The organism is Nodularia sp. LEGE 04288, assembly GCF_963896525.1.
GTDB lineage: Bacteria > Cyanobacteriota > Cyanobacteriia > Cyanobacteriales > Nostocaceae > Nodularia.
This window is the reverse complement of sequence record NZ_CAWQOY010000011.1, coordinates 72,758-98,413: the sequence shown is the minus strand read 5'-3', so window position 1 is coordinate 98,413 and position 25,656 is coordinate 72,758. Positions and strand designations below refer to the sequence as shown.

The following is a 25,656-nucleotide window of genomic DNA, read 5'->3' as shown; positions in this document are numbered from 1 at the left end:
CAGCCGTCTCTGCTGTAGGAGGGGATGTCAGACCAAAGCTTGGGCGAAAGTCTAAGTTGCGGCATTCCCCTGTGAGTACAGAAGCCGACACTTTACTTGGTACTCCAAGTCAGTGTGGGTAGTTCACATTTGTGTTCTAAAATTTATCAAGTAATGGGTGCATAAAATTCTGGCTCCAATCATTGGAAAAATAATCAAAATGCCTGCACTTCAACTACCTGATGGCCCCAAAAATCACCCTTGGCTACAGACATACCGATGGCTGACTAGCCCTTTGGAATATATGGAAGACTGTGCTAAAAGCTATGGTGATATTTTCACCCTCCGCGTCGGACCACTTTTTACTCCTCAAGTATTCGTCAGCAACCCTGAAGCTATTCAGCAGATTTTTAACACCGATCCCAAACATTTAGACTGTGGTGCAGCAGCTGGGTTTCAATCGCCTTTATTGGGAAATCAATCACTACTATCCCTAGATGGTAAGCCTCACCAGCGACAACGCAAGCTGTTGACACCCCCCTTTCATGGAGAAAGAATGCTGGCTTATGGCGATTTAATTCGTGATATCAGTCAGCAAGTGACTAATCAATGGCAAGTAGGTGAAACAGTTTCTGTGTTGTCATCGATGCAAGCCATTTCCTTTCAAGTGATTTTAAAGGCTGTATTTGGTCTAGCTGAGGGGCCACGTTACGAAAAACTCAAGCAACTTTTAATTGCCATCCTCAATCCCAAAAAACCTATTTTACGGTCAATGCTGGTAATTTTCCCATCACTGCGCCGGGATTTAGGTGCTTGGAGTCATTGGGGAGAGTTTCTGCGTTTACGACAGCAAATTGATGAACTCATTTATGCTGAAATTCAAGAACGCCAAGCACAGTCTGACTCATCCCGGACTGATATTTTATCTTTAATGATGGCAACTCGTGATGAAGCGGGTAAGCCGATGACGGATGTGGAGTTACGTGATGAGTTGATGACTTTATTACTAACAGGTCAAGAAACTACTGCTACAGCACTGACTTGGGCTTTGTACTGGATTCACCATCAGCCAGAGGTGCGTGAGAAATTATTGCCAGAGATAGACTCTTTGGGTGAAAACTCCGACTCCAATGCTATTTTTCGATTACCTTATTTGAATGCAGTTTGTGCGGAAACACTGCGACTTTACCCAGTTACAATGTTGCTTTTGAGTCGATTAGTCAAATCACCGCTACAAATTGGGGAATATCAGTTTGCACCTGGGACGTTATTAATCCCCTGTGTGTATTTAACTCATCATCGGGAAGATTTATATCCTGATTCCCAGACATTTAAGCCAGAGCGTTTTTTAGAAAGGCAGTTTTCCAGTTCTGAATATATACCCTTTGGTGGTGGTAACCGTCGCTGTATTGGCATGGCGTTTGCCCTGTTTGAAATGAAACTAGTGTTGGCCACAGTGCTGTCTAAATGGCAAATGGAATTGGCGGATAGTCAACCAGTGCAGCCAATACGTAAGGGCATACTGTTTGGGCCTAAAGGAGGTGTGCCGATGGTTATCAAGGGAACGCCAAAAAATTAAAGCCCAGCGTAACCAACCATCCTCGGTTTTCGGTGCGTTAGGACTAGCATCTATAACGCACCTTAAGAGTTTCAAGCCAATGTGGGTAGGGTTTTTCGACTTGTGTGTACACGGTAGCTCCACTTGCGGGGAGGGGTTCATTGATGGTGATCATCGTCACTCATGAACCACACTTAATATTACCGAAGAATACCTCTTTGTTTGATAGAGGTTTCTGTTGTCTGAGATAAACTAGGCCAGGAGAGAAAATTGAGTCGAAGAATCCGCTTTGTCGGGTCGTTATCCCAAATACTATAAAGCTTTTTATAAGCTTCTAAAAAATAGGGTTCTAAGCGTCCTAAAGTTTTAACTAAAGAGTAATAAACTAGTTCTCTCTTTTCTTCATCTAGAGCAATCCCTTGTATAGTTTCTAAATCAAATGATAAATATTGTTTATTTTCTTCGTAAACAATTTTAGCCCGGTATAGTCCTGTGAGAATATGATTTAGCTCTTCATGTTTTACGGCTTCATCTAACATATATTCCATTAGATTTGCTGCCCCAATTATCAAACAGCTATCAGCCCGACCTGTGACCGCGATTAAATCAGGAAGCATCTCACCAGCTGATTCTAGAAGTTTCACCCAAGGTTCATCTTGAGAATTGAGCTGATCTGAGGAGAGAATGGCTTGTCTTAATTCTCTCCAACTGTATAAAGATACTCGGTCATAAAGAATGTAGCGTACCAGAGGAATTCCTTGCCAAAGAGTAATACATAGGTTTCCGTTCACAGTTTCCAAAAATGTGTTCGGTGCAACAAAATGATAAAATTGGGGAATCGGAGATTCTAACCCTAATTCTTCAGCAAGAGCTTCATTTTGGCAGAGTTTTCGCAAAGCGACTGAATACAGGGATTCAAATCCGAAATTCCCAGTATCAGCGCTCCCATACACAGAAAGCATAAATGGGATATTGTGTTCTACCCCCGCCTGATTTTGGAAAGAAGTACGCAGTGTTTCTGGAAATGGTTCGCCACCCACTACATATCTGAGTTTTTTGACTGGAAGAGACTGTTTTAACTGACTGGCTCTCAAGTGAAGATGACCAATGGCGGAGGGGACGATAAAGAGGAGAATCTGCTCCACAGACGACTCTAATTGGCAGATTATTTTGATGATCTCATCGATATCATTCCCTGGGCAGAGAACGGAAAAAGAATAAGGAGTATCGAGTGCCACATTTTTGAGATTCCAAGAAGAAGATTCTCCCCCAATCCAGCCGCCAAGATTAAATCCAACAATAGCTAGTGTTTTTTTCTGATCAATAGAAAAGATATCTTCAAGAGACTTTCTTGTTGCTATAGGTGAAAAGCGATAAGCTGATTTAAGTTGAGGCCAATAAAAGCTATTACCTGATGAACCGGAAGAACGAAACAGAGCAAAAATTTCTTCTTTCTCTGTCGCCAGAATATCTTCATAGGGATAGACTAGGGCATAGGATTTCTTATCTGAGGTTGGTAAGTTTTCAAAAGGTTCACCAGGTTTTAAACCATGTTTTTCGAGATATTGCTGATAAGCAGGGACAAATTTTTGAACTTTTTCAGCCAATTCTTTTGCTGTATCTTTTGAACCTAGACTCTCTTTCAAAAATGCTTTATTCATGTTTTTTATTTCTAAAGGTATCTATTTTTGTTGATTTCTCAAACAGATTTGCGTTGAGCAATTGTGAAGGCCTTCAGCGGTAATTACTGAAGTTTCAAGAACTTATCTAAAGCTACCACCATAGTGGGAGGCCAACGGCGGATATTTGTTACCCAGTTCATATCTTTGTAGCGGTTATCCAGGCCATAAGCTGCTACCCAGTTGCTTTCAGCTTCGCCTTGGTTACCATTTACCCAGTAAGCTGCTGTGAGGGCGGCACGCATATCGGCAAATTGGGGATATTTGCGGACGATGTTCTTCATCTCGCGGATGGCTTCGTCGATTTGACCAGTTTCATAAAGGGCGAGGGCATAGTTGGCCCGCGCAAAGGCAAAATTTGGGGCAATTTCCATTGATTTTTGATAATCAGCGATCGCCTCTTGCCATTGTCCTAATCCTGATTTGGCATTACCCCGATTGTTGTACGCCATCGGATCATTGGGATCAAGTTCTAGTACATGATTATAATCCGCGATCGCCTCAAGCCATTTTCCCAACCCTTCTAAAGCTGTACCCCGATTTAAATAGGGATCAGTGGCATTAGGCACGAGTTCTATAGCTTTATTGTAATCTGTCAATGCTGCTTGCAATTTATTCTGACTCACCCGCGAATTTCCCCGGTTACTCCATGCACCTGCATTGGTGGGAAACTGCTCAATAATCTGTGTCCAGTACGTTTCCGCAGTGGCAAAATCACCCTTATTCGTAGCAGTCAAAGCCTTCTTCGCCCATTCATCCCCTTGTTGTAACTGTACTTGAGTAATACTAGGCGTTTGGGATACTGCGCTCGCTGGTGTACTCCAACCCAACACAAGCAACAAACTCAAAACAATACCAATTAATTTAATCATTAAACTCTCTATTATGTGCAACATAATTTATCTTAAAACAATGTTCCATCTCTAGTGAACTACAACAGAAAAAATTCTGAATCAAATTTATCAAGGAACAGCTCGTCCAGTAATCGAACAGCCATCTCCAAACTTCACAATAGTAAAGTTATACAATTTTTGAACTTTACCATTTTTACAGTAAATTTTTTTCTCCATTGGTTTTCCTGTCTTAACTACCCATACTAATGTATCAAAGAATTCTGGAGCAAGCAGATTCACCAAGTTCTTCACCCCTGACATATCTGTAAGACGTTCGCGTTTTACACCAAAGAATTTAGCAAAAACAGGATTAACCACCAGATAGATAAAGTCATCAATTTCTCCATCAATCGTATTTCTCACCGCCTGTATAGCGGCAATTCCATCTAGAGAATTATTCAACAAATTAGCCAACAAAGCCCGAGATTGATAAAGAATTTCTGCCGTTTGCTGATGTTCTTCAATTGCCTGTCGTAGTTCAAGCTTTTGTTTTTGAATAGTTAATTGAGTTTGAATGCGAGCTATTACTTCTTCTGGATAAAAAGGTTTAGTGATGTAATCAACTCCCCCAACTTGGAAAGCTTTAATTTTATCAATAACTTCATCAAGTGCGCTTAAGAATATTACAGGTATTTCTGAAAGCAATTCGTTCATTTTGAAAGCTTTGCAGACTTCATAACCATCAATCTGTGGCATTTTAATATCCAATAAAATAACATCAGGCAGTTTATTAATAGCTGTTTTTAATGCCATATTGCCATTAGTCACGCTGCGGACTTTGTACCCACGCCTAATTAAAATATCTGTTAAAAAACGCAAATTATCTACAAAATCATCAACAATTAAAACATTAGCTTTATCAGCTTCAATTTCTTCTATTTGAGTAAAAGCAGGATTGTTTATTATAGCTTGGTTCTCTATGAAATAGCGAAAATTTCTCTTGTTAACTTTTGCTTCCATTACATATGAAATGCGCTTCCATAAAAGAGAAGCTAAATCTTTAATATGTCCTATGCTCAAGTACAAACTGTCAGAAATATTATTGTACGGCTGGTTTTCCCAAGCAGCTTTTAAAATTCTTTTTTCTGGATCTGTTAATTGCTTTCCCGTTTTATCTTTAAAGATAGATTCTACCAATAATAATGCTTGCTCAAAGTTCATATTTAAATATTTAATGCTGAAAAATTGGAATTTATACAGAACTTACGCAACTTTCATAAACAATCAAGCAGATACACAGCGACGCGCCCTAAAAAACTAGACCATCAACGTTGCGTCAGTCCTGTTTTATATTTTATACCTTATTGTCAGTATTTCCAATTAAAGATTCGCGCACATAATTTGAAAAGTAATTATGTTTTTAAATAAATTAAATATTAATTAATAATACATATCAATTGCCCAAGAATGATTCTGTTAAATCAAGAATTTTTTCAAATTCAAACTTATTTACCCAATTTCTAATAATTTGAATTGTGGAACCGTGAATTTCTGGAATTTGAACAACCATTTCATTAACCAATTCCGAGTCAGCATCAAGAGCTGCTGCATTTAATTTTATGATCCATTCCCGTGGCATAGCGCTCATAAATTCGCTGAGGTCAAACGGCTCATTAGGCAAACAAAAAACTTGAGAAGATAAAGTCTTCTCTTCATATATATAACTAACTTCTAAATATTTAGCTATAATTTCAAAGATGACTCTTTCTTGAAATGGCTTACGCACAAAATTATCACAACCAGATGATAAAACCACCGCTTTCTGCTCTTCTAAAACGCTAGCAGTAATAGCAATTATAGCTGTAGCTTGACCTTTAGTTGTGCTTTTAATGTGTTTAGTTGCTTCATAACCATCCATCACCGGCATTCGCATATCCATCCAGATCAAATGGGGTGACCACGCTTCCCAAATTTCAATTGCTTCTTGACCATTAATTGCTTCTCGCAACTCAAAATCTAAGCGTCCGAGAATTTTAACTAGCAATTGGCGATTGTATTCATGATCGTCAACAACTAACATTCGATATTTTGGTTGATTGGGAGCTAAATTAATCACGCGAATAAGTTCAGATTTGTTCTCAACTTCGACCCTATCAATAACTGTAGTTGTAACGTCAAATATAAATGTTGTGCTAGAGGGAGGTAGAGCAGTTTTCTGGTTAGTGACTTGCTGTTGGTCAGCGATGTCTAGCGCTAGGGAATCTGTCGCTGATTTTTCTAGAGATGGTGAAAAAGATTTGCCACCACTGATCACAGTTATTTCACCTCCCATTAAATTAATGAACTGACGGCTGATAGTTAATCCCAATCCTGTCCCTTCTTGTACTTGTTGGCTTGAAGAAGTTTGTCCAAAAGGTTTGAATAATTTTTCTAGTTCGTGAGGAGCAATACCAAGACCTGTATCTGAAACTTCAAAGATGATTTGACATTGAGAGTGTAGAGACATTTTAGGCAATATCTCAACAGCAGCTTTCAATTTGATTTTTACAGATACACTTCCTTGAGGAGTAAATTTAATAGCATTATTCAATAAATTAATCAGCACTTGCCGTAACTTAAGTTGATCTGTGGAAATATATTGCGGAACATCTTTAGCACATTGAAAATGTAATTGTAAACCTTGCTCTTTAGCTTGCAAATAGAAGATATTTTCTACATCGGCTAGTAAGTAGTAAAGGTCAAAATTAGTTTCATTAAGTGTCATTCGTCCCGCTTCAATTTTGGAGAGATCAAGTACTTGGTTAATTAAATTCAATAAATGTTCTCCACTACGATTAATAATACTCAGATTTTCTTGCTCTTCTGCACTCAAATTTGTATTACTCATCATGAGGTTAGAAAATCCTAAGATTACGTTCAGAGGCGTTCGCAATTCGTGGCTCATATTGGCAAGAAAAGAGCTTTTAGCCTGGTTAGCTGCTTCAGATTCTTGTTTAGCTATCTCTAATTCGGCAGTCCTTTCTTTAACTTTTTGTGCTAAATTATTGTAAATCCGGGCATTTTCTATGGAAATAGCAGCTTGAGATGATAGTAATTTTAATATTTCCACCCTGTCGGGAATAAAAGCTTTGACAGTCAAATTATTTTCTAAATAAAGTATGCCAATTAGTTTTCCTTGATTCAGGATAGGAATACATAAAACTGATTTTGGTTGCTGTTGGATGATGTAAATATCATGAGCAAAATTCGTTTCAGTTGTAGCATTGTCAACTAATAAAATTTCTTGGGTGCGTGTGACATAGTTAATGATACTGTTGGGTATTTCTTCTGGGGTGAGTGCTACTGATGGCAGCAAATTTACTAAAATTTCTGGTGTCTGGGTTCCTGTTTCGGAAAGAGCTATCGCTTCTAAAGTTAAATCACCCTGATCGTGCAAGACAAGTACACCTTTAGAAGCTCCGGCATTTTCGATCGCTACTTGCATTAAAGTAGAAAGCAAGCTTTCTAAATTGATTTCTTTTGACATAGCTTGAGAAGCTGCAATCACCGTTGCTAAGTCTAAAGCTTCTGAACCTCTTGTTGAGTTAGAAATAGCATCACCTGTCGTGACTTTACTAACCTTATCCTTGATATCAGAGTTAGTTTGTTCAATCAATTGAATGTGAGATAATAAGTTAGGATAGCGGTTTTGCAAATCTTTTAGTTTGGCTAATGCACCCCAGTGAAAGTAGGCATAATAAGCCTCAGCAAGGTAAATACGGGCAATTTTTTCTTTCCCCCATGCTAAATAAAATTTAGCAGCGAGTTCGTTAGCAAGAGCTTCTTCATTTAAATACTCATTTTCTTTAGCTCCGGCAATAGCTTTGTCATAATATTCCATTGCCTGAATATTTTCACCCATAACTCGATGCTGTTCTGCCTTAAGTAGGTCAAATTTATGCAAATAATTCATCGGCGCATGATCCGCCCAATTCCGCATCTTTGCCAAATTAGATTCTGCATTTTGGAGAATATTTTTTTGTTCATATTCTGAACTTTCAGAATATATCGCTAGCCTAGCTAGAGAATCGTAAAAATGGAAAATCGGCACAATCATTGTGGATGTTACACCAGCTAAATATTTTTCCGCATTTTTCGCATCTTCAATAGCTTTTAGGTAATTATTAAACAAATAGTTTAAAATAAGCTGAGTGCAATATACTTGGCAAGATGCTGTTTTGTGATTAATTTGAATTTGATGATTAATCACCAACTTTGTATTTTCATCTTGTTCATTTAGCTCAGTTAAGGCGATGACAGCATACTCATATATTTGCAACTTCTCTAAAGTAGCTTTTTGTTTCATTTGAGTCAGAACTTCTCCATATTTAGCCATCTCTTGCCTAACTTGCGATAGTTCCTTACCAGTAAAAAACAAAATGTTGCAGTATAAGTAAGCAGAAAGAGCCGCAAATTGTAAATCTCCCGTCTCCAAACCATTAGTGTAAGCATCCAAAAAGTTTTTTAATGTATCTTTAAGATGCACTTTCCAATGTTTTGTCCATACAGAAACGTAAAAGATAGTTTTGGTTTTAATTTCTGGAGTTTTTAACCTATCTAACAGATTTAAAGCTAGTTGACCAAATTGATAGCCAGCATCAATTTTTCCTAATCTACCGCAGAGAATTAGTCCATAATTGGTATAGGCGATCGCCGACTCTAAAGCATTTCCATATTGAATTGATAAATTGACTTGTTTAAATACAATCAGTGATAATAGTTCAATATTGGTGCTAAACAGAGAAGAGGTAATAATTGAAAATATCCTCATGGCTGCTAGCTTTTCCCGATCGGTCATTTCGGGTAACTCAATTAAGCCCTCAATTTTCTTCAGAGCCAAATTTGACTGGATTTCCTCCACGCCATCCTGAATATCTAACTGGCTTGGCTGTTCAGGAAATTCTATTCCCAAAAGTGCTAAAGCAGTGAGGGCAATTTTAATCGCTATTAGTGGTTTATTCTGACTTTGATAAGCTTTAATTTTCACTACATATATTTTCATTTTGTCCAGCACTGTCCTAGCCTGTTGCAGCACTATCTCTACCAAAGAAGACATTTCCACAAAGTCCCCAGTCAGGTATGCTGTCTCTGCTGCTGACTCATACAAGCAGAGGGTTAAGTCATATAAGTTCAGCCAACTATCTGCTGGTAAAAGTTTCTTAGAGATAGTGAAATATTTTCCAGCAGCAGTATAAGCAGTGGAAGCTAAAGCTTTACGTCCCGCAATTAAATTTAATTGAGCTAGTTCATCTCGCTCAGTTTGATTTTTCAGTAATTCCCACCCATAATTTAACTGATTGACAATATCAAAAATTCTTGTTTCTCGTTTTGACTCTGGAATCTTAGTTAAAAGTAATTGCCCAATTTTTAAATGTGTGGACTGCTTTTGAGCTTCTGGAATTAAAAGATATGCAGCTTGCTGCACTCGGTCATGTCCAAATTTGTAATGTATTTGTTCTGAATTTTGACTCTGTAATCCTAATATTTCGGGGTCATTTAAAAAATGAGTTTTGTCTTCAAAGATTATTAAGCTTTCTTGTAATGCACTAATTAAAGCCGCGGCTATTTCATCAGGCGATCGCTCGTGAGCAATTACTAAAGTATTCAAATCAAAAGAATTGCCAATACAAGCTGCTAACTTTAAAATTTCCTGGGTATTTACGGGCAGTTTTTGTAACTGAGTTGCCATAAATTCGACAACATTATCACTGGTATAAAGGGCTTTAATTTCAGCAATGTTATATTGCCAGATTCCCGTATTTTTTTTATATCTAAAGTAAATTAAGGATTGTTCATGAAGAGATTTGATTAATTGAGTCGCAAAGAACGGATTACCTTTAGTTTTATTAAATACAACTTCTGTTAAAGGCTGCACGGTTTTTTTTAAACAATTCAACGTATCAGCAATTAAGGCATTAATAGAATATTTATTGAGAGGCTTTAAGGTAATACTGTCAAACCTAACCTGATTTTTTTTAAGTTCATCCAATGTTAGCATTAACGGATGGGTTGCAGAAACTTCATTATCTCGATATGCACCAATTAGTAATAAATAGCTTGTATTGGTTTCATTCATGAACAGTTCTATCAACTTCAGAGAAGCTGTATCTGCCCACTGCAAGTCATCTAAAAAAATTACTAAAGGATGGTCTTTGGTAGCAAACACCAGAAGAATTTTTTTTAATAGCAAATAAAAACGATTATGTCCAGCATTTTCTGAAAAATCTGATACATCAGGTTGCTGACCAATCAAAAGTTCTAATTCGGGAATAACATCAGTCAGCACTTTAGCTTGTGTACCCAAAGCTGTTAATATTTTTGTTTTCCATATCTCGACTTTAATCAAGCTTTCACTAAATAGTTGTCGGATTAAATTTTGCAATGCTTGTATCCAAGCCAAAAAGGGAATATCGCGTTGAAATTGATCAAATTTTCCTTTAATAAAATAACCTCTTTGACGCACTATTACTTTGTTGACTTCATTCACTACTGCTGTTTTACCAATGCCTGAAAATCCGGATACTAATATCAATTCGATTTGATTTTGGGGATTTTCAATAGTGCGATACGCGCCTAGTCTAGAGGATTGGTTAGTTGGTTCTATATCCGCATTCCCTTTCTCTGATAATCGGTTGAAAGCAGCTAACAGGGTGGCTACTTCGGTTTCTCTGCCGTAGAGTTTTTCTGGAATAATCAAGCGGGAGTCAATATCATTTTGAGCTAATTTAAACGGAGTAATACTGGTTTTTTCTAAAAATTTTTCTCGACACTTTTCTAAATCTATTCGCAGTCCAAAAGCTGTTTGATAGCGTTCTTCAGGTGTTTTTGCCATCAGTTTTAGAACAATATCATTTAACATCTTTCCAATTGCAGAATTAATTGCTATTGGAGAAATTGGCATCCTAGCAATGTGACAGTGAAATAACTCCATTGTGTCATTGCTTTGGAAGGGTAGTTGTCCGGTGAGCAATTCGTAAAAAGTTACACCTAGAGAATAAAAGTCAGTACGATAGTCAATCCCTCGATTCATTCGTCCTGTTTGTTCTGGAGACATATACGCAGTAGTCCCTTCAAACATATTAAGGTGAACAATTTCGGGTTTTTGTCTGGGTAAAATAGAGCAAATACAAAAATCAATAATTTTTATCTGTTTAGTTTCTGGATTAATTAAAATATTCTTTGGCTTAATATCTTTATGAATAATATAGTTTTGATGTATTGTTTCTAGAGCCTGAACAATCTGGATAGCAATATGTAAGAACTCATCTAAATGTAAATTTTGGGGAACAGAAGAGGCTTCAGTCTGATTGTTAGCTCCCATATAATCAGATAACGAAATACCCCCAAAATCTTCTAAGACTAATAGATAACTATTACGGTATTTTTCTAAGCTTAGGTGTTTGATTATTCCTGGTAAATCGAGATTTTTCGCAATAGTATACTGATGGCGAAATTGCACCAATTCATTGAGGGTGGGATACTCTGAAGAGAGGAGTTTCAGAATTACGCTTTGGTCGTTGAGTGCAGAGATAGCTCTATACACCAGGCTGCGGGAACCAGAATAAAGCTGTTGAGTAATTCGATAATTGGGAATTGTGAGCATAATGGTAAATTTAGCAAGATATTTTATTTAGATATTGAGTTTTTTGGCGACATTATCAGGACTTACGCACTTGTGACACGCAGACATCTTGTCCGTACTAAATATAAGGCTGAAAATAAAGATAACTCTATATGTAGTATCTTAGCCTAGCGGGCGCGATCGCATCTTAATCGCACCTGATGAGACATCTCCAGAAATTCAATATGTGCCAGTTGAACCGCGATGAAGGAGAAAACAAAGATGTTGCGAATCTCCCTTGAGGCTGGAGTTGGTCGTGGGGATAAATTTTTTACCCAATCATACCTTAGTAACTTCATTGTAAGTATTATTACGTAAAATCTTCTTCGTTGCAAATCAGGTGTCAGTCAGTTAAGGGGTTATGACTGGACTTTTTGATCACAAACCAACTTTTCCGACTTTAACTTCCGACTTTTCCGACTTGATTTTCCATTACGATACAAGCTTTGATACTAATAAAAGTTAATTAAGCTACTTAATCATCTAAAAACTAACCTATGTCTATTTATTTCCTTTTCGAGTCAGTTTTCCTAGCTCAAAAGCTTTAAACTCATTAGACAAAAGGGTTTTAGCTGACTGCTTACCGCCTAGCCTCCGGTTCGCGCAGAGTCCCGAATAAAAGCTATTAGCTAAGTACTTACAAGAAAAGCAACTTAAGTAATAAATCAAATAAGATGACCAAACAATGGAAACACCAAAAATTATTTTAGAGGAATTGCGACAGGTCTTCACCAAAATTGCCGGAGAAGACCAAAAAATTGATCAAACAGAATTTAAGAAAGCTTTAGGACTGAAAGACGAATATTTTGCCAACAGATTATTTTCTATATTTGATACTGATAGTAGTGGCACTATCCAAATAGAAGAATTTTTAATATCTGTAGAAAACCTGGTTTTTGCCAGTACAGAAGAAAAACTAAAATTTGCCTATCAATTACACGATATCAACGGGGATGACTGTATTGAAAAAGCAGAAATTGCTGATTTGATTGCGGCTAGTTTGAATGAAAATAATCTCAGTTTCAAACCGGAACAAATTAACGATTTAGTTGATATATTGTTTCTCGAAGCCGACAAAGACAAAAGCGGGGAAATTTCTTTTGCAGAATTTAAAGCTCTCATAGGCAAATTTCCTGATTTAATTTCGGCGATGACAGTTAGTCCTGTTAGCTGGCTCAGACCTGACAAGCAAAACTCACAAGCAGTCTCTACCCCAGAAAAAAAGCGGTCAAAAAAGGCTTATATCAAGCATTATATTCAAAATAATTGGGTCAAAATTGCTTTTTTAACCCTGTATGTTGCTGTCAATTTGTTTCTTTTCTTCGGGGCAGTTGAGCGATATGCAGATTTAGGAAAAAATGTCTATGTTCAAATTGCTAGAGGTTGCGGTGCAACCCTTAACTTCAATGGGGCGCTTATTCTCATCCCGATGATGCGGCATTTTATGACTAGGCTTCGCAAAAGTAGCTTTAACGACTATTTACCCATCGATGAAAGCATTGAGTTTCACAAGCTGGTAGGTCAAGTTATGTTTGCGTTGGCAGTCGTGCATACCCTAGCGCATTTCCTCAATTACAGCACTTTACCCACTGCCTTCACTGAAAGTTTATTTGGCACAAAAGCTGGTTTATCGGGCTTTTTATTACTGCTAGTTTTCACAATTATGTGGGTAACAGCGCAAGCACCTATACGACAAGGAGGGAAATTTGCGCTGTTCTATATAGCTCACATGGGGTACGGGCTGTGGTTTATTCTGGCGTTAATTCATGGGCCAGTTTTTTGGCAGTGGGTGTTATTCCCTGGGCTGGGATTTTTGATTGAATTATTTATTCGTTGGCGAACAACAAATGATGCAACATTTGTTGTTAATGCATCTTTACTTCCTTCTAAAGTTTTAGGTTTAGAAGTTCAACGTCCAGCATCATTCCAATATCAACCAGGGGACTATTTGTTTATTAAATGTCCCAGTATTTCTAAATTTGAATGGCATCCATTTACAATTAGTAGCGCCCCTGAAACACCAGATGTCTTATCTTTACACATCCGCGCAGCAGGAAGTTGGACTGGTAAGTTATATCAACTTTTTCGAGAACAGAGGGAAGAATGGATACGTTCAAATAATTCTCAGACTGAGCCAGGGGTTCCAGTTTATTTAGATGGTCCCTATGGTACACCTAGTACACATATTTTTGAATCTAAATATGCTGTTTTAATCGGTGCTGGTATCGGTGTGACTCCCTTTGCTTCTATCCTGAAAAGTATTTTGTACCGCAATCAACATCATTCTTCTAACATAAATTTAGAGAAAGTACATTTCTTCTGGCTAAATCGAGAACAAAAAGCCTTTGAATGGTTTGTTCAACTGTTATCACAAATCGAAGTGGAAGACACTAAGAACTTGTTTGATATCAACTTATATCTCACAGGCGCACAACAAAAGTCAGACATGAAATCTAGCACGCTGTTTGTGGCAATGGATTTGATGCACTCCCAGACAAAGGTTGATTTGATCACAGGTTTAAAAAGTCAAACAAAAACTGGTCGTCCAGACTGGGATAATATTTTCCGTGACTTAGCCAAACAACACGCACCCCATCAAGTTGATGTATTTTTCTGCGGACCTCCTGGACTTTCAACACAGTTGAAGAGTCTTTGTAGCAAATACGGATTTGGCTATAGGAAAGAAAATTTCTAATCAAAATACTTCTTAAGTATGAAGTATTTGAAACACGAACTCTAATTTTGCCTAAATATACCCTTTGACAACGAATTCTTTACTGACAAATTCATTATCATGAAAGAACCTAATATGCAACCGCAAAAACCTATTCAAGCCGCCATTGAAGACTTGCAAAAAAGTCATTCTCATCCTTCCAGTAAGCGCCAGAAGTTTTTTGCTTACCTCAAGCAAAAACATCCCAATTTTCACATTTTCTACGTCTTTTTCAACATCATTGCTATATGGAATGGCTTTTTCAATATATTCGGATCATGGGCTGATGGAGTAAATTTGTTAGAAGCACCCGCCCCTGAATTTTCTCTCCCAAGTGTTCTGCGCTATTTGAGTTTATTAGCGATTGGCCTGATCATGCTTCTTTTAGATGACCTATCCTTGAAGGAGTTGTTATTTGGCAGAAAAACTACTTCAGAAAAACCTTTCAAAGTTATGAATTATAGGGAGAAATTATTTCATATCTTCAAGAACAGGTATCCAAATTTGTCTACTATTTATACTCTCATCGGAATCGTTTTCTGCTGGTGCGGTATGATTGGTCTTTTGAACAAAATTCCGATGCCACCATTTTTATTGGCGTTAATATCAGTATTTGGCGGTTTCTTCTTCCTATATATTGACGATATGAAGCTGGATGAATTATGAATCAGGCTGAAATATCCTCAAATTTAAACAAAATTCTTTCTCATCATGAAACTCAAAAAAACAAATTGGTTTAAACTCGTTTTTCAGCTAAAAGGATCAGTTATTTCAGCCATTTATATCCGGGTTATTGGTTTTGGTCTGTTTGGTTTTATTATTTCTGTTCTTTACTATTTAAAACTCCCTGTATCCCAACCTATTTTGGGAAGTGTTGTTCCCAGTATTGTCTTAGGTTTATTACTAGTCTTCCGAACTAATACCGCTTACGAAAGGTTTTGGGAAGGTCGGAGGTTATGGGGAAATTTAGTCAACGATGCCCGTAATATGGCTTGGCAAATAGGGGCAATTATGAACGACATTGAACCACAAGATCAAGCCAACAGAATTAGAGCCATGCGCCTTGTAGGTGCTTTACTTGTGTCCTGTAAATTGTATCTTAGGTTAGAACCTGTAAATAGCGAATTAGAAGCATTGATGTCTCGCTCTCAATATTTACAGCTAAAAACAATTAACAATCCACCGCTACTGATTGTTTCTTGGATAGCAGATTATCTACAACAGCAGTATAAACGTGGTAGCGATGTTTTACATTACAGTCATGTAATTTTTATGCAAACTACTGTGAAGAGTATGATGGAGTCTTTAGGACACTGCGAACGCATTTTAAGAACGCCCCTCCCCTTAGCTTATTCCATTCATCTCAAGCAACTGTTATTAATTTACTGCCTGTTATTGCCTTTTCAGTTAGTTAAGGATTTGGGATGGGGGACAGGCTTGCTTGTTAGTTTGATTAGTTTTACATTACTTGGCATTGAAGAAATTGGAATGGAAATAGAAAATCCTTTTGGTTACGATCCGAACGACTTACCTCTTGATGATATTTGCAACAATACCAAATCGGATATTGAAGAGTTCATTATTTTTAATTCTAGCCTCGCATCTCATTCAAATAATATGTGTTATGAAGAATATAATTAATCTTTTTTGATTTTTAGCGGGTTTGTTTTTGCGTAGGAGTTGATTATCAAGGTAAGGCGATGTCCAGAAATGTTGTGTTAATTGTTCATGTCTTGTTTAAGTCTTTGTAAATTAGAAAAAAACCCAAAATGAAATTAGACAAATTTGTTCTTGCACAAAATATGGCTTTCCTGGTATCTATTCCCCCGGAAAGTAATCTAGCTAAATTACTTGCTTTTTGTTTAGCTACAAAGGCTAGAGAAAATACTACAGGAACAAAAATGTTGGAGATGACTTATGAGCTAATGCAAAATCCGTCTAAGTTGCCTTATTGGACTCAAGACATTATGGGACAGGATTTAGATTACACAACAGAAGAATGGAAAGCACTGGGAGAAATGGGTATTAAGGATGCTAATGATTTTATGTCTCTTCTCTGGCAGGAATTAGAAAGCTTGAGTTTATAACTGCTGTTTTCAACATCACAAAATTTTTTAGATTACAGGGATTCTAGAAACATCATGAATAATCTACCAAAAGAGCATCTATCTTCAAAAATAATTTTCAACTCGGAAACATCTAACCAAGTAGTAGAAAACAATCATCAAGAAGGAAAAGTCTATTTCATTCGGCATGGTGAAAGTACCAGCAATGAACGTAATATTTTTGCAGGTGTATTAGATGTAGATTTGACTGCATTTGGTAGATTGCAAGCGCGTCAAGCAGGTTCTGACCTTAAGAAAAAAGGGATGAAGTTTGATGCTGTATATGTCTCTCACATGAGACGCGCACGACAAACTTGTGAAATTGCACTTGCTGAAAGTCAGGCTTTGAAATCCTCTGATATTCCTATTCAAATCGACCATCGAATTAGCGAAAAATCTTTTGGTATTTTTGCAGGTCGTAACCTGAATTTGCTGCGTCTAGCTTTGGGCTACGAAGGCTTTGAGGAAATGTTGCATTCACATAACGAAGCACCTCCGGCTGGCGAGAAGATTGGACAAGTTTATCAACGCGCTGCAAGTTTCTATGAGGAGCGAATTGTACCGCACTTAGAACGGGGTGAAACTGTCCTGGTGGTGTGCCACCAATATGTATTGGAGCCTTTAGCACTTTATTTAAGTGATTTACCACCAACTGCTTATAAACATCTGAAACTCCCTAATGGTAAAGCTCTTAGTCAAGAGGAGTTAGTCAAGTTTCGTGATAAGGAATCGGGTGGTGCAGCTTCTGTGCGTAAGCAGATCAATGATCTGTCAATTATGTGGGCAATTTTTCTCTATGCTGCTGCCTTCTTACTAGGATGCTTGGTAAGGGCGTTAAGTGCCTCCACAGGAGGAATGCCATCAGAACTATTTCGAGGAATAATTGTTGTTTGTCTGGCTGCTTCAACCTTTTATACTTACCTGGATATTGACTTTGCAGCGAGTAAACGCAAAGTAACTTCAACTGTGAAGTATATAGTCTACGGATGGATGTTAGTGAGATGGATAGTTGGGCTATTTTTAATATTTTCGGGAATCTTGTATCAAAGCCCAGGCGATTTGTACAAAGTTATGTGGGTGCTGTTTTTGATGGTTCCACCCGCCCTGACTTCCCCAGTTTTATCGGTACTTTGGGGCGGTAATCTTTATCCTTCGGCTATCTTATCTAGGACTTTATCAATCATCGCTCCAGTTGCACTGGTTGTGACATTTGGCTTGGCAAAACAATTACCAATTAACAATTCAAGCCTGATATTTTTCGGGATTATTCTCATTGTTGGTCTGGCAATACCAGGAGCGATAGCTCAGTTTTGGCGTGACAAATCTCCTGTTGAGTCAAACCATCACAGTAAGAACTGGAAATTTATTGGAGTGCTTGCTGTCGCATTAATGGCTTTGGCTACAGGGTTTCAGTTTACTCCATCAACATTTATTTCCGATTTATTGTCATCAACCGATCCGACCCGCTCACTAGCCTGTTTGCAACAACTAGCAGTGGCAACATTAGTTTTTATCTTAATCCGTGTCTCTGCCGTATTAACTTCAGTATTGACAACAGGCAAGCTGAATAAAGCAGAAGCTAAGGATGCTTATATCCTGCTTGTGAATCCCAACTTTTTCCTTTGGGCATCTCTTTTCGTGGGAGTTACTACAACTGCAAATCCAGAAGCTGTAAAATATGCAATTTTTTGGGCAGCATTAGGGTTTTTCTCCATACCACTCGTCGAGCAGATATTGTTTATGAATTCATTTGGTAATGAATTATTGAGAGAAACTTTACGCTCTTCGAGAATGGCAACAGAAGATATCAGAAAGCTTTTCCTTGAATTGGATACAGATGGAAGTAAGGCACTCGATAAAGACGAAATTATGGAGCTTTTAGGCCGAATAGAAGATATGACAACAGGTGAACGTAGCTCACAAGAAATTAGGAGATACATAACTGATTATCTGTTCAACACTCTTGACGCAGATAAAAATGGCACAGTTGATTTGCAAGAGTTAGAAGAGTATGTATCAACCTATGGGTTAGTTGCTAACCTTAACGTTGTTTCTGCTGCTGCATCTCCAGGTTCATTAGGAATTTAGATAGAATATTCAAAATACTTGAAGAATATCAAGTTATTGTATGAGCTTATTTCAAGTAATTAAAAGTAAAATTTTAACGATATATTTATATATTTTAAATCCTTTACTTTTGATTTTTGACTTGTCTAAAAATTGAAATTAAGGAAAAATATGTCGTTAAACGTTGAACTTTTAGAGCAAAGTTTTGATAAAATTAAACCCCGTGCTAATGAATTTGCAGCCAGTTTCTATGAGAATTTGTTTCAAGCCCACCCAGAGGTGAAACCGCTATTTACCCATACTGATATGGGAAACCAAGAGAAAAAGTTGTTAAATTCTCTGGTTTTGGTAGTTGAAAATCTCCGCAACCCAGAAGCTTTGGGGCCAGTTCTCAATGCTCTAGGAGGTAGACACGTTGGCTATGGAGCGATTCCCAAATACTATGGGCCAGTGGGAGAAGCTCTGCTGTTGACCTTTGAGCAGTATTTGGAAGAAGATTGGACTCCTGAAGTTAACAAAGCTTGGCTAAATGCTTATCGAGCAATTACTGCTTTGATGTTAAAAGGTGCAGGTGTAGATTATGCACCAACTCAAGTTAAATCAGAGATAGCCGCAAATTCCAAACAACCAGTAGCGACAAAACCAATTGAGCAAAAAATCAAGGAAATTCCACAAGTAGAAACAGCCGAGCCAATATTAACAGAAATACCAGAGGAAGAATCTTCCGAGTTACCTGTAGATTTACTAGAAAGCACTTTTGCAAAAGTTAAACCCCGTGCTAATGAATTTGCAGCCAGCTTCTATGAGAATTTGTTTGAAACCCACCCAGAGGTAAAACCGCTATTTACCCATACTGATATGGGAAACCAAGAGAAAAAGTTGTTAAACTCTCTGGTTTTGGTAGTTGAAAATCTCCGCAACCCAGAAGCTTTGGGACCAGTTCTCAATGCTCTAGGAGGTAGACACGTAGGCTATGGAGCGATTCCTAAATACTATAGACCGGTGGGAGAAGCTCTGCTGTTGACCTTTGAGCAGTATCTGGAAGCAGATTGGACTCCTGAAGTTAACAAAGCTTGGCTAAATGCTTATCGAGCAATTACTGCTTTGATGTTAAAAGGTGCAGAGGAAGAATCTTCACCTAAAGTTATCCAAGCTGAGAAACCTGCTGTTTTACCAAAACCTGTCCAAGTTGAGAAACCTGTTATTGTATCAAAACCTGCAACATTAAAAACCCAAATTCAAAAAGAATCTCAGCTATTTCAGCCCTCAGCAGAGCTAGAGAAAAAATCTCTGATATCAATTCAGTTAGATGGTGAAGTTTTAAAAGAAATTATCAATAATTTTACTGCTAATTATCAGAAATTTCAGACGAAAATATCAGAACAGCCAATCAGTGAAGTCCTTAAACAACTTCCTGCTAAACTTATTGATGCTTTCTGGATAGCACCAGTATGGTTAGTCGCTATTGGTTCGGCAGTTATTTTTACAGTAGTTCTTGTAATTGTCGATGACAACTCTTTACTAGCAGAGGTTTTGGGTGCTGCTGATACTATCAGTTTGGTAGTTGCGCTAGTTCTATTCATTAAAGAAGCTCCAGATCGCAGAAAACAATTTCATTATCAAGCCTGGGGTACGGTTGATGCAGCCCACGATGTTAAAGTGAGTTATGCGAGAATTTTGGCACTGCAAGATTTGAATGAGGATGGTGTTTCTCTGAGAGGTTTGGATGCTCCGGGTGCGGAGTTGGTAGATATTAATCTCTCTCATGCCAATTTGAGTAAAGCTAATTTAATGGAAAGCGATTTGACAAATGCTAATTTGAGTTATGCCAATTTAGATAATGCTAATCTCAGTCAGGTTAAACTGAGTGGTGCAAATTTGAGTCATGCAAAATTGGGGTTTTCTCGTTTGATTAAGGCTAATCTTAATAGTGCAAATCTGAGTAATGCTAATTTAATTTGTGCAGATTTAAGTGATGCAAACTTGAATGGTGCAAATTTGAGAGATGCTAGTTTGAGTGGTGCAAACCTAGCAGGAGCTTACCTAACTGGTGCTAATCTCAAAAATGCTAAGGTGAGCGATTATGAACTGAATAGTGCTTTCCTGGAAGGTGCGATTATGCCTGATGGCTCAAAGTATAAATCTGTGGAAGATCGGACTAAAAATAAATAAATTTATGTCCGATCTAAATATTTCTTTTGAGTCCAAAAGCAGTCTGAAATTGCAGCATACCCAGGGGATCATCCTGCTTGTGGCTGTAACTATTTTCTGGGGAACGACCTTCCCTCTGGTTAAGCAAACAATTGTTAGCCTTTCTCCGGGAACGCTGATCGCCGTTCGTTGCTCCTTAGCAGCACTAGCTTTTGCTGTGCATTTGCGTGACTTGAATATGCGATCGCTCCGGGATGGCACAATCTTGGGATTGCTGCTGTTTGCCTCTTTAGCAACCCAGGGGATGGCGCTTGAGACGATCTCTGCTAACCGATCAGCATTCATAGCTAGCATGAATGTCATCTTAGTCCCGCTCTTGGGACAGCTACTTGGTCAGCGTGTACTGGTTACGACTTTCCTCGCCGCCGGACTGGCTTTAGGTGGTGTTGGTGTCATGTCTTGGGAGGATGGAGTCTTAGGCATCGGTGATCTGTTGATGGTAGGTGACGTTCTCTGTTATGCCGCCTATATCATGACGCTTGAAGCGGTCACGCCACGTCACTCACCCTTGTCACTGACCGCAGTCCAGATATTGGTAGTAGGAGTACTGGCCACCCTCTGGTCAGCCCCCGAACTAATTGGAGAGCTTCAGGCGCTGACAACGAACTGGACAAACTTGATTCCGATTGTCTACTTAGCTTTAGTTACCGCCGCCACCACTTGGCTACCTGCGATCGCTCAGAACTCTGTTTCGGCTCAAGAGACGGCGATCATCTACACCTTTGAGCCTGCGGTTGCAGCAGTATTCTCGTTTTGGCTGCTAGGCGAAAAGCTGGGAGTACGGGGTTGGCTTGGCGCAGGGATGGTACTAGCCGCAATGATTCTTAGCCAGATTCCCATGATCAATTTCCCCATCAAAATCAAACCTCTTTCTCAAGAACCAGCGAAGGCTCAAGAAGATGTGAGTGAGTTCGCTCAAAAGTTAGAGTTTGAGCCTATGGAAGAAAAATTGCCTGAACAGAAGATGTGTGGGGGTTTGCTGAAGTAAGTGCTATTAAATACAGCACATTTCATTTTTGTAGATACCTTCGGGAGGGCAGTCCTTGCCCTCCTCCACAACATTTTCACTATTGCTTTTGTACCTCAAATACCTGCAACCTGCTGTATGTGGAGAAAATTTCTATCGGGATAATGAAGGACTACTTATAGTTTATGCTTAAATCACCTTCTGGGTTGCTATATATGGAGATTATTTGGAAACAATTTCAGGAAACTCTACTTGATTCAAACATAACTATTGCAGATATACCTATGAATAAAATATTTTTGATCGTCACCATCATGACGCTGACACAGCTGTTGAGAGGATTGTTTTTTTCGATAATCATCAAGAGAATCAAACATTTTACTAGCGGAACTGAGACTACACTGGACGATGAATTAGTCGAGATTCTGGAGGAACCATTAGGGTGGCTGATTTTCATCGCTGGACTTTGGATAGTGCAGTTAATTTTGGCAGAGAATCTCAAGCCTCAAGTCAGTGAGATACTGGGTAAGACTCTCAGTCTGATCGCTATTGTTGCCGTTGCATATATTGTTTACCGTGCTTCTCCATTGTTAGGAGAGATACTGAGAAAACTGACGCTGAACACCAAAACGGAACTAGACGACTTGCTTGTACCCTACGTGCCTCGTCTGTTTCAGACGGTGGCGATCGCTATTGTAGCTTTGAAGGCAGGTGAGGTGTTGTTAGGCGCATCTGCAAATGCGCTGGTTGGTCTATTAGGGGGAGCGGGAATCACGTTCGGTTTATTGCTGAAGGACATTATCTATGACTGGTTCTGTACCATCATTATTTATACGGATAATCTATATCGACCTGGTGACTGGCTGGTTGTGGATGGAATAGATAGTACTGTTGAAGTCCTAGAAGTCGGCATCCGAACTACAAAGCTTCGTCTAGCAAAATGGGACTCTATCAAAAAGATACCCAATTCCACAATGATTACTGGAATTGTCGAGAATTGGTCGCAAAATCCTGGCTCTGAAGAATCATTTGGCATTAACTTAACTCTGAAGATTGATAGTATTTCGGCGGAAAAAACTGCGCTAATTTGTGAGGCAATTCAGAAGCTACCTAAGTCTATTGATTCCTTACATGACGGATGTGATGTTTGGTTGGATAGACTTGAACAGAATGCTCGCATCATAAATATTCGAGCTTTTAATAACAATATGGATTTATACTTTAACGCTTGTGAAAAATTAAATTTAGCAATATTGGTACTACTGGAAGAACAGGGTATAGATACCCTACACGTGGAATTTAGAACATACTTGGACAGCTATAAGCAGACTTGGGGAAAAACTGATCAAGCGACAAATTGATGTTGCACTTTCCCTGGAATCAGAGTTTGGGGGAATGGCATTAAGATAATGGCAAATTGATTATTTACAAGGCTTTTAGGTATGGGGTGTGGGGAATTAAAAAGATGTTGAACTCTAGGAAGTACTAAAATTCAATGTCTAATGAACTACACCCAACACCATACCCTGAGGAGGTTTCACTCTCATTTCCCTCTGCCTCTTCGTTAAAACCTCAAAACTTTTGGGGTTTTTAGGCGGGAACGTTTTTTAATTCGGGGATGAAAGCCGGGAAAAGAGTTGATTAACGCTTCGCTATGGCATCTACCACACTTTCAAAAATGAGCAGAGAGTTTTCTACCATCGTATTCAGGGTATCAAGCAGGGGATTAATTTCGCAGATTTCCCAACAACATACCCGTGGATCTTTGACCAACGTTTCATTGAGCAGCCGCGCTTCTTCAAGAAAAATGCCATGAGGAGCCGGAGTCCCTGTTCCCATGCAAATCGAGGAATCCATGCTATCCACGTCAAAAGTGACGTAAATCAGATCCACCCCATTTAATTTTGCCAAACAGTGTTGTGCTACGACATCCGCACCCCAGGTACGAACTTGCTCGGCGGTCATATTCAGGATGTGGTGTGTTTCAATCAGGTGATCTTCTGCTTCTTCGGTATCTCGCACTGCCACATACACCAGATCGTCAATGCTCAAATTGGCACCATTTCCTAATCCTAATGCTTTGCAGAGATTCCACATTTCTAGGGTGTCTGAGTCTAAGTCATTGATTTGTTTGGCGAAGTTATCAGTGCCAGTAGCGATCGCCACTGGCATTCCATGCATATTCCCCGATGGGGTCGTATAGGGTGAATGAATATCGGCATGAGCATCAATCCAGACGACTCCTAAACGGCTATGGGGAAAGGCTTTTTTGATGCCAGCGATCGTTCCCGCCGCCGTTGAATGATCTCCTCCCAGTACAACTGGAAACAACCCCGCCTGTAGGGTTTGTGCCACCAGTTCACTCGTTCCAGTCAACACTTTATACAATGCATCAATATACTTGGCGTGGTTATGTTTGTTTCCCAGGGCATCTGCCTTATTTTCTGTTTGCACTTTCAGACTATCCAGACTCAAAACACCATTCTCGGCGTGCATGAGGGCAGACTGTTTTTGGATTGCAGCTTCTCTCAATGCGGCCGTTCCCATAGATTGACCGCGCGTTCCTGCTCCCAATTCAGAATCAACTTCAATCAGGGCAATTGAGGAAAACTCGGCAACTTTCTTGTACTGAAGCAAAGTCTTTTTGAAACTGCGTAAGGCTGCGATGGAAATCTTCAGAGGCGATTCAGAAGTCTGACTCACAATAAACTCTTCAAAATCAATTTCACCATCTCCATCTAAATCGACTGCTTTCACCGATGCGGCAATTTCTGCATCGCTGGCTGTGGTATTGAAACAGCGAATAACTTGCGTGAACTCATCAACGGATAATTTGCCACTACCATCAACATCAATCAGATGGAACACTTGTCGTAGATCCGCCGCCATGTCCATATCCTGGCGGTTTGCCATCCATTCAATGAAAGCATCCCGTGTCACGATATCGTTGGTTTTGAGTACATTCAACAGGTTAGTCCGATCTTGAGTCGAAACGCCTTTTCCCAGAACTTCGAGAGCATCCACGATTTCCTCATGAGTGATGAAGCCATCACCATTAGCATCAAACAATTGGAAAACATGGTCAAATTCTGCATATTGTTGAGATGTAATTGATGTGGTTGTAGTCATGGTTAAGCACCTGTTTTGGAGATTTTTACGAGTATTGTTAGCGATCGCGTTCAGCGCAACTGAGAAATCTGGCTTTGGGAGAAAACTTTTTGGTTAACTGATTATTGATTAATCGGACAGCAATATATAGCACAACCATTTGAAGTCAATCAAAAGTCTATAAAATCAGCTTTTTGACTTTTGACTTGACGGCTGTACTAGGCTTTGATATCCCCTACCCCTGAAAAAAAGGGATTCTGATTGTCTCTCTCAACCTATCAGGATGTTAGGGTGATTTTTGCGTAAGTCTTACTTTTAATTTGTCTAAAAAAAAACTTAAATATATTATATGGATGAAATAGCCAATTTCATCGAGCAATCCGACTTTTAGGCGCAATAATCCTGACTTTTCCGACCTTCTTTGTGATCAAGTCGGAGATGATGAGGATGTTTGAAAAATCGCAAAGTATTCTGAAACCCCTGCTTCCTACTGTGTACACACAAATCCTACCTGTCTTCGTTTGTGCCTATCTTGCCCCCTAAATCCCCCAACTCTGGGGGACTTTAAAAATTCTTGTTCCCGATAATTCGGGGTTAGGGGGCGGTTCGGTGAAGGCTTGACTAAATTCGATCACTTGTGTGTACAGGGTAGCCAGAAATTCAGTTCCTAGTACAAGTTGGCGTAAATAAACAGACCATTCAAAACCCATGAAAAGCCCATTTTATAAGCTTTTTGACTTTTGACTTTTGACTTTTGACTTTTGACTTCCGCCTTG

The 25,656-nt window shown here is 38.8% G+C and carries 15 protein-coding genes; 9 read left to right on the top strand and 6 right to left on the bottom strand.

Annotated features, from left to right (window positions below; translation table 11 throughout):
• Nucleotides 1–199: 199 nt before the first annotated feature.
• The gene (locus AACX33_RS01125) at nt 200–1,558 is read left to right on the top strand and encodes a cytochrome P450 (RefSeq protein WP_194001230.1); all 1,359 of its coding nucleotides are present in this window, start codon (nt 200–202) and stop codon (nt 1,556–1,558) included.
• Nucleotides 1,559–1,737: 179 nt separating this feature from the next.
• On the opposite strand, the gene AACX33_RS01120 is transcribed toward AACX33_RS01125, so the two are convergent.
• From AACX33_RS01120 to AACX33_RS01105, 4 genes are all read right to left on the bottom strand, one after another.
• Nucleotides 1,738–3,198, bottom strand: a complete 1,461-nt coding sequence (locus tag AACX33_RS01120) for a hypothetical protein (protein ID WP_194001227.1) — start codon at nt 3,196–3,198, stop codon at nt 1,738–1,740.
• 83 nt (nt 3,199–3,281) lie between these two features.
• Nucleotides 3,282–4,088 carry a tetratricopeptide repeat protein gene (locus AACX33_RS01115; RefSeq protein ID WP_194001225.1) on the bottom strand — a complete coding sequence of 269 codons (807 nt, stop codon included), beginning with the start codon at nt 4,086–4,088 and terminating at the stop codon, nt 3,282–3,284.
• A 90-nt stretch (nt 4,089–4,178) separates the two neighbouring features.
• Nucleotides 4,179–5,270: a response regulator gene (locus AACX33_RS01110; protein ID WP_227788838.1), complete on the bottom strand. Its 1,092-nt coding sequence runs from the start codon at nt 5,268–5,270 to the stop codon at nt 4,179–4,181.
• A gap of 232 nt (nt 5,271–5,502) precedes the next feature.
• Complete coding sequence (locus AACX33_RS01105) at nt 5,503–11,691, bottom strand: hybrid sensor histidine kinase/response regulator (RefSeq protein ID WP_194001223.1); 6,189 nt, start codon at nt 11,689–11,691, stop codon at nt 5,503–5,505.
• Between the two features lie 703 nt (nt 11,692–12,394).
• Between AACX33_RS01105 and AACX33_RS01100 the strand changes: the two genes are divergently transcribed.
• The 8 genes from AACX33_RS01100 to AACX33_RS01065 all read left to right on the top strand — a co-directional run bounded on the left by AACX33_RS01100 (nt 12,395) and on the right by AACX33_RS01065 (nt 23,133).
• Nucleotides 12,395–14,404: an EF-hand domain-containing protein gene (locus AACX33_RS01100; protein WP_194001221.1), complete on the top strand. Its 2,010-nt coding sequence runs from the start codon at nt 12,395–12,397 to the stop codon at nt 14,402–14,404.
• 99 nt (nt 14,405–14,503) lie between these two features.
• The gene (locus tag AACX33_RS01095) at nt 14,504–15,088 is read left to right on the top strand and encodes a hypothetical protein (protein ID WP_227788837.1); all 585 of its coding nucleotides are present in this window, start codon (nt 14,504–14,506) and stop codon (nt 15,086–15,088) included.
• A 45-nt stretch (nt 15,089–15,133) separates the two neighbouring features.
• Complete coding sequence (locus AACX33_RS01090) at nt 15,134–16,063, top strand: bestrophin family protein (protein ID WP_194001219.1); 930 nt, start codon at nt 15,134–15,136, stop codon at nt 16,061–16,063.
• 128 nt (nt 16,064–16,191) lie between these two features.
• A complete protein-coding gene (locus AACX33_RS01085; protein ID WP_194001217.1) occupies nt 16,192–16,509 on the top strand; it encodes a hypothetical protein in 318 nt (105 codons plus the stop codon).
• A 54-nt stretch (nt 16,510–16,563) separates the two neighbouring features.
• Nucleotides 16,564–18,615, top strand: coding sequence for a histidine phosphatase family protein (locus AACX33_RS01080; protein WP_194001215.1), 2,052 nt, complete (start codon nt 16,564–16,566; stop codon nt 18,613–18,615).
• A 150-nt stretch (nt 18,616–18,765) separates the two neighbouring features.
• Nucleotides 18,766–20,766: a pentapeptide repeat-containing protein gene (locus AACX33_RS01075; protein ID WP_194001213.1), complete on the top strand. Its 2,001-nt coding sequence runs from the start codon at nt 18,766–18,768 to the stop codon at nt 20,764–20,766.
• Nucleotides 20,767–20,770: 4 nt separating this feature from the next.
• The gene (locus AACX33_RS01070) at nt 20,771–21,793 is read left to right on the top strand and encodes a DMT family transporter (protein ID WP_194001211.1); all 1,023 of its coding nucleotides are present in this window, start codon (nt 20,771–20,773) and stop codon (nt 21,791–21,793) included.
• 263 nt (nt 21,794–22,056) lie between these two features.
• A complete protein-coding gene (locus AACX33_RS01065) occupies nt 22,057–23,133 on the top strand; it encodes a mechanosensitive ion channel family protein (RefSeq protein WP_227788836.1) in 1,077 nt (358 codons plus the stop codon).
• Between the two features lie 280 nt (nt 23,134–23,413).
• Here the strand turns inward: AACX33_RS01065 and AACX33_RS01060 are convergent, their stop codons facing one another.
• Together AACX33_RS01060 and AACX33_RS01055 are read right to left on the bottom strand one after the other, a co-directional pair.
• Complete coding sequence (locus tag AACX33_RS01060) at nt 23,414–24,901, bottom strand: arginase family protein (RefSeq protein ID WP_194001209.1); 1,488 nt, start codon at nt 24,899–24,901, stop codon at nt 23,414–23,416.
• A 518-nt stretch (nt 24,902–25,419) separates the two neighbouring features.
• The gene (locus AACX33_RS01055; RefSeq protein WP_194001207.1) at nt 25,420–25,590 is read right to left on the bottom strand and encodes a hypothetical protein; all 171 of its coding nucleotides are present in this window, start codon (nt 25,588–25,590) and stop codon (nt 25,420–25,422) included.
• Nucleotides 25,591–25,656: the final 66 nt, after the last annotated feature.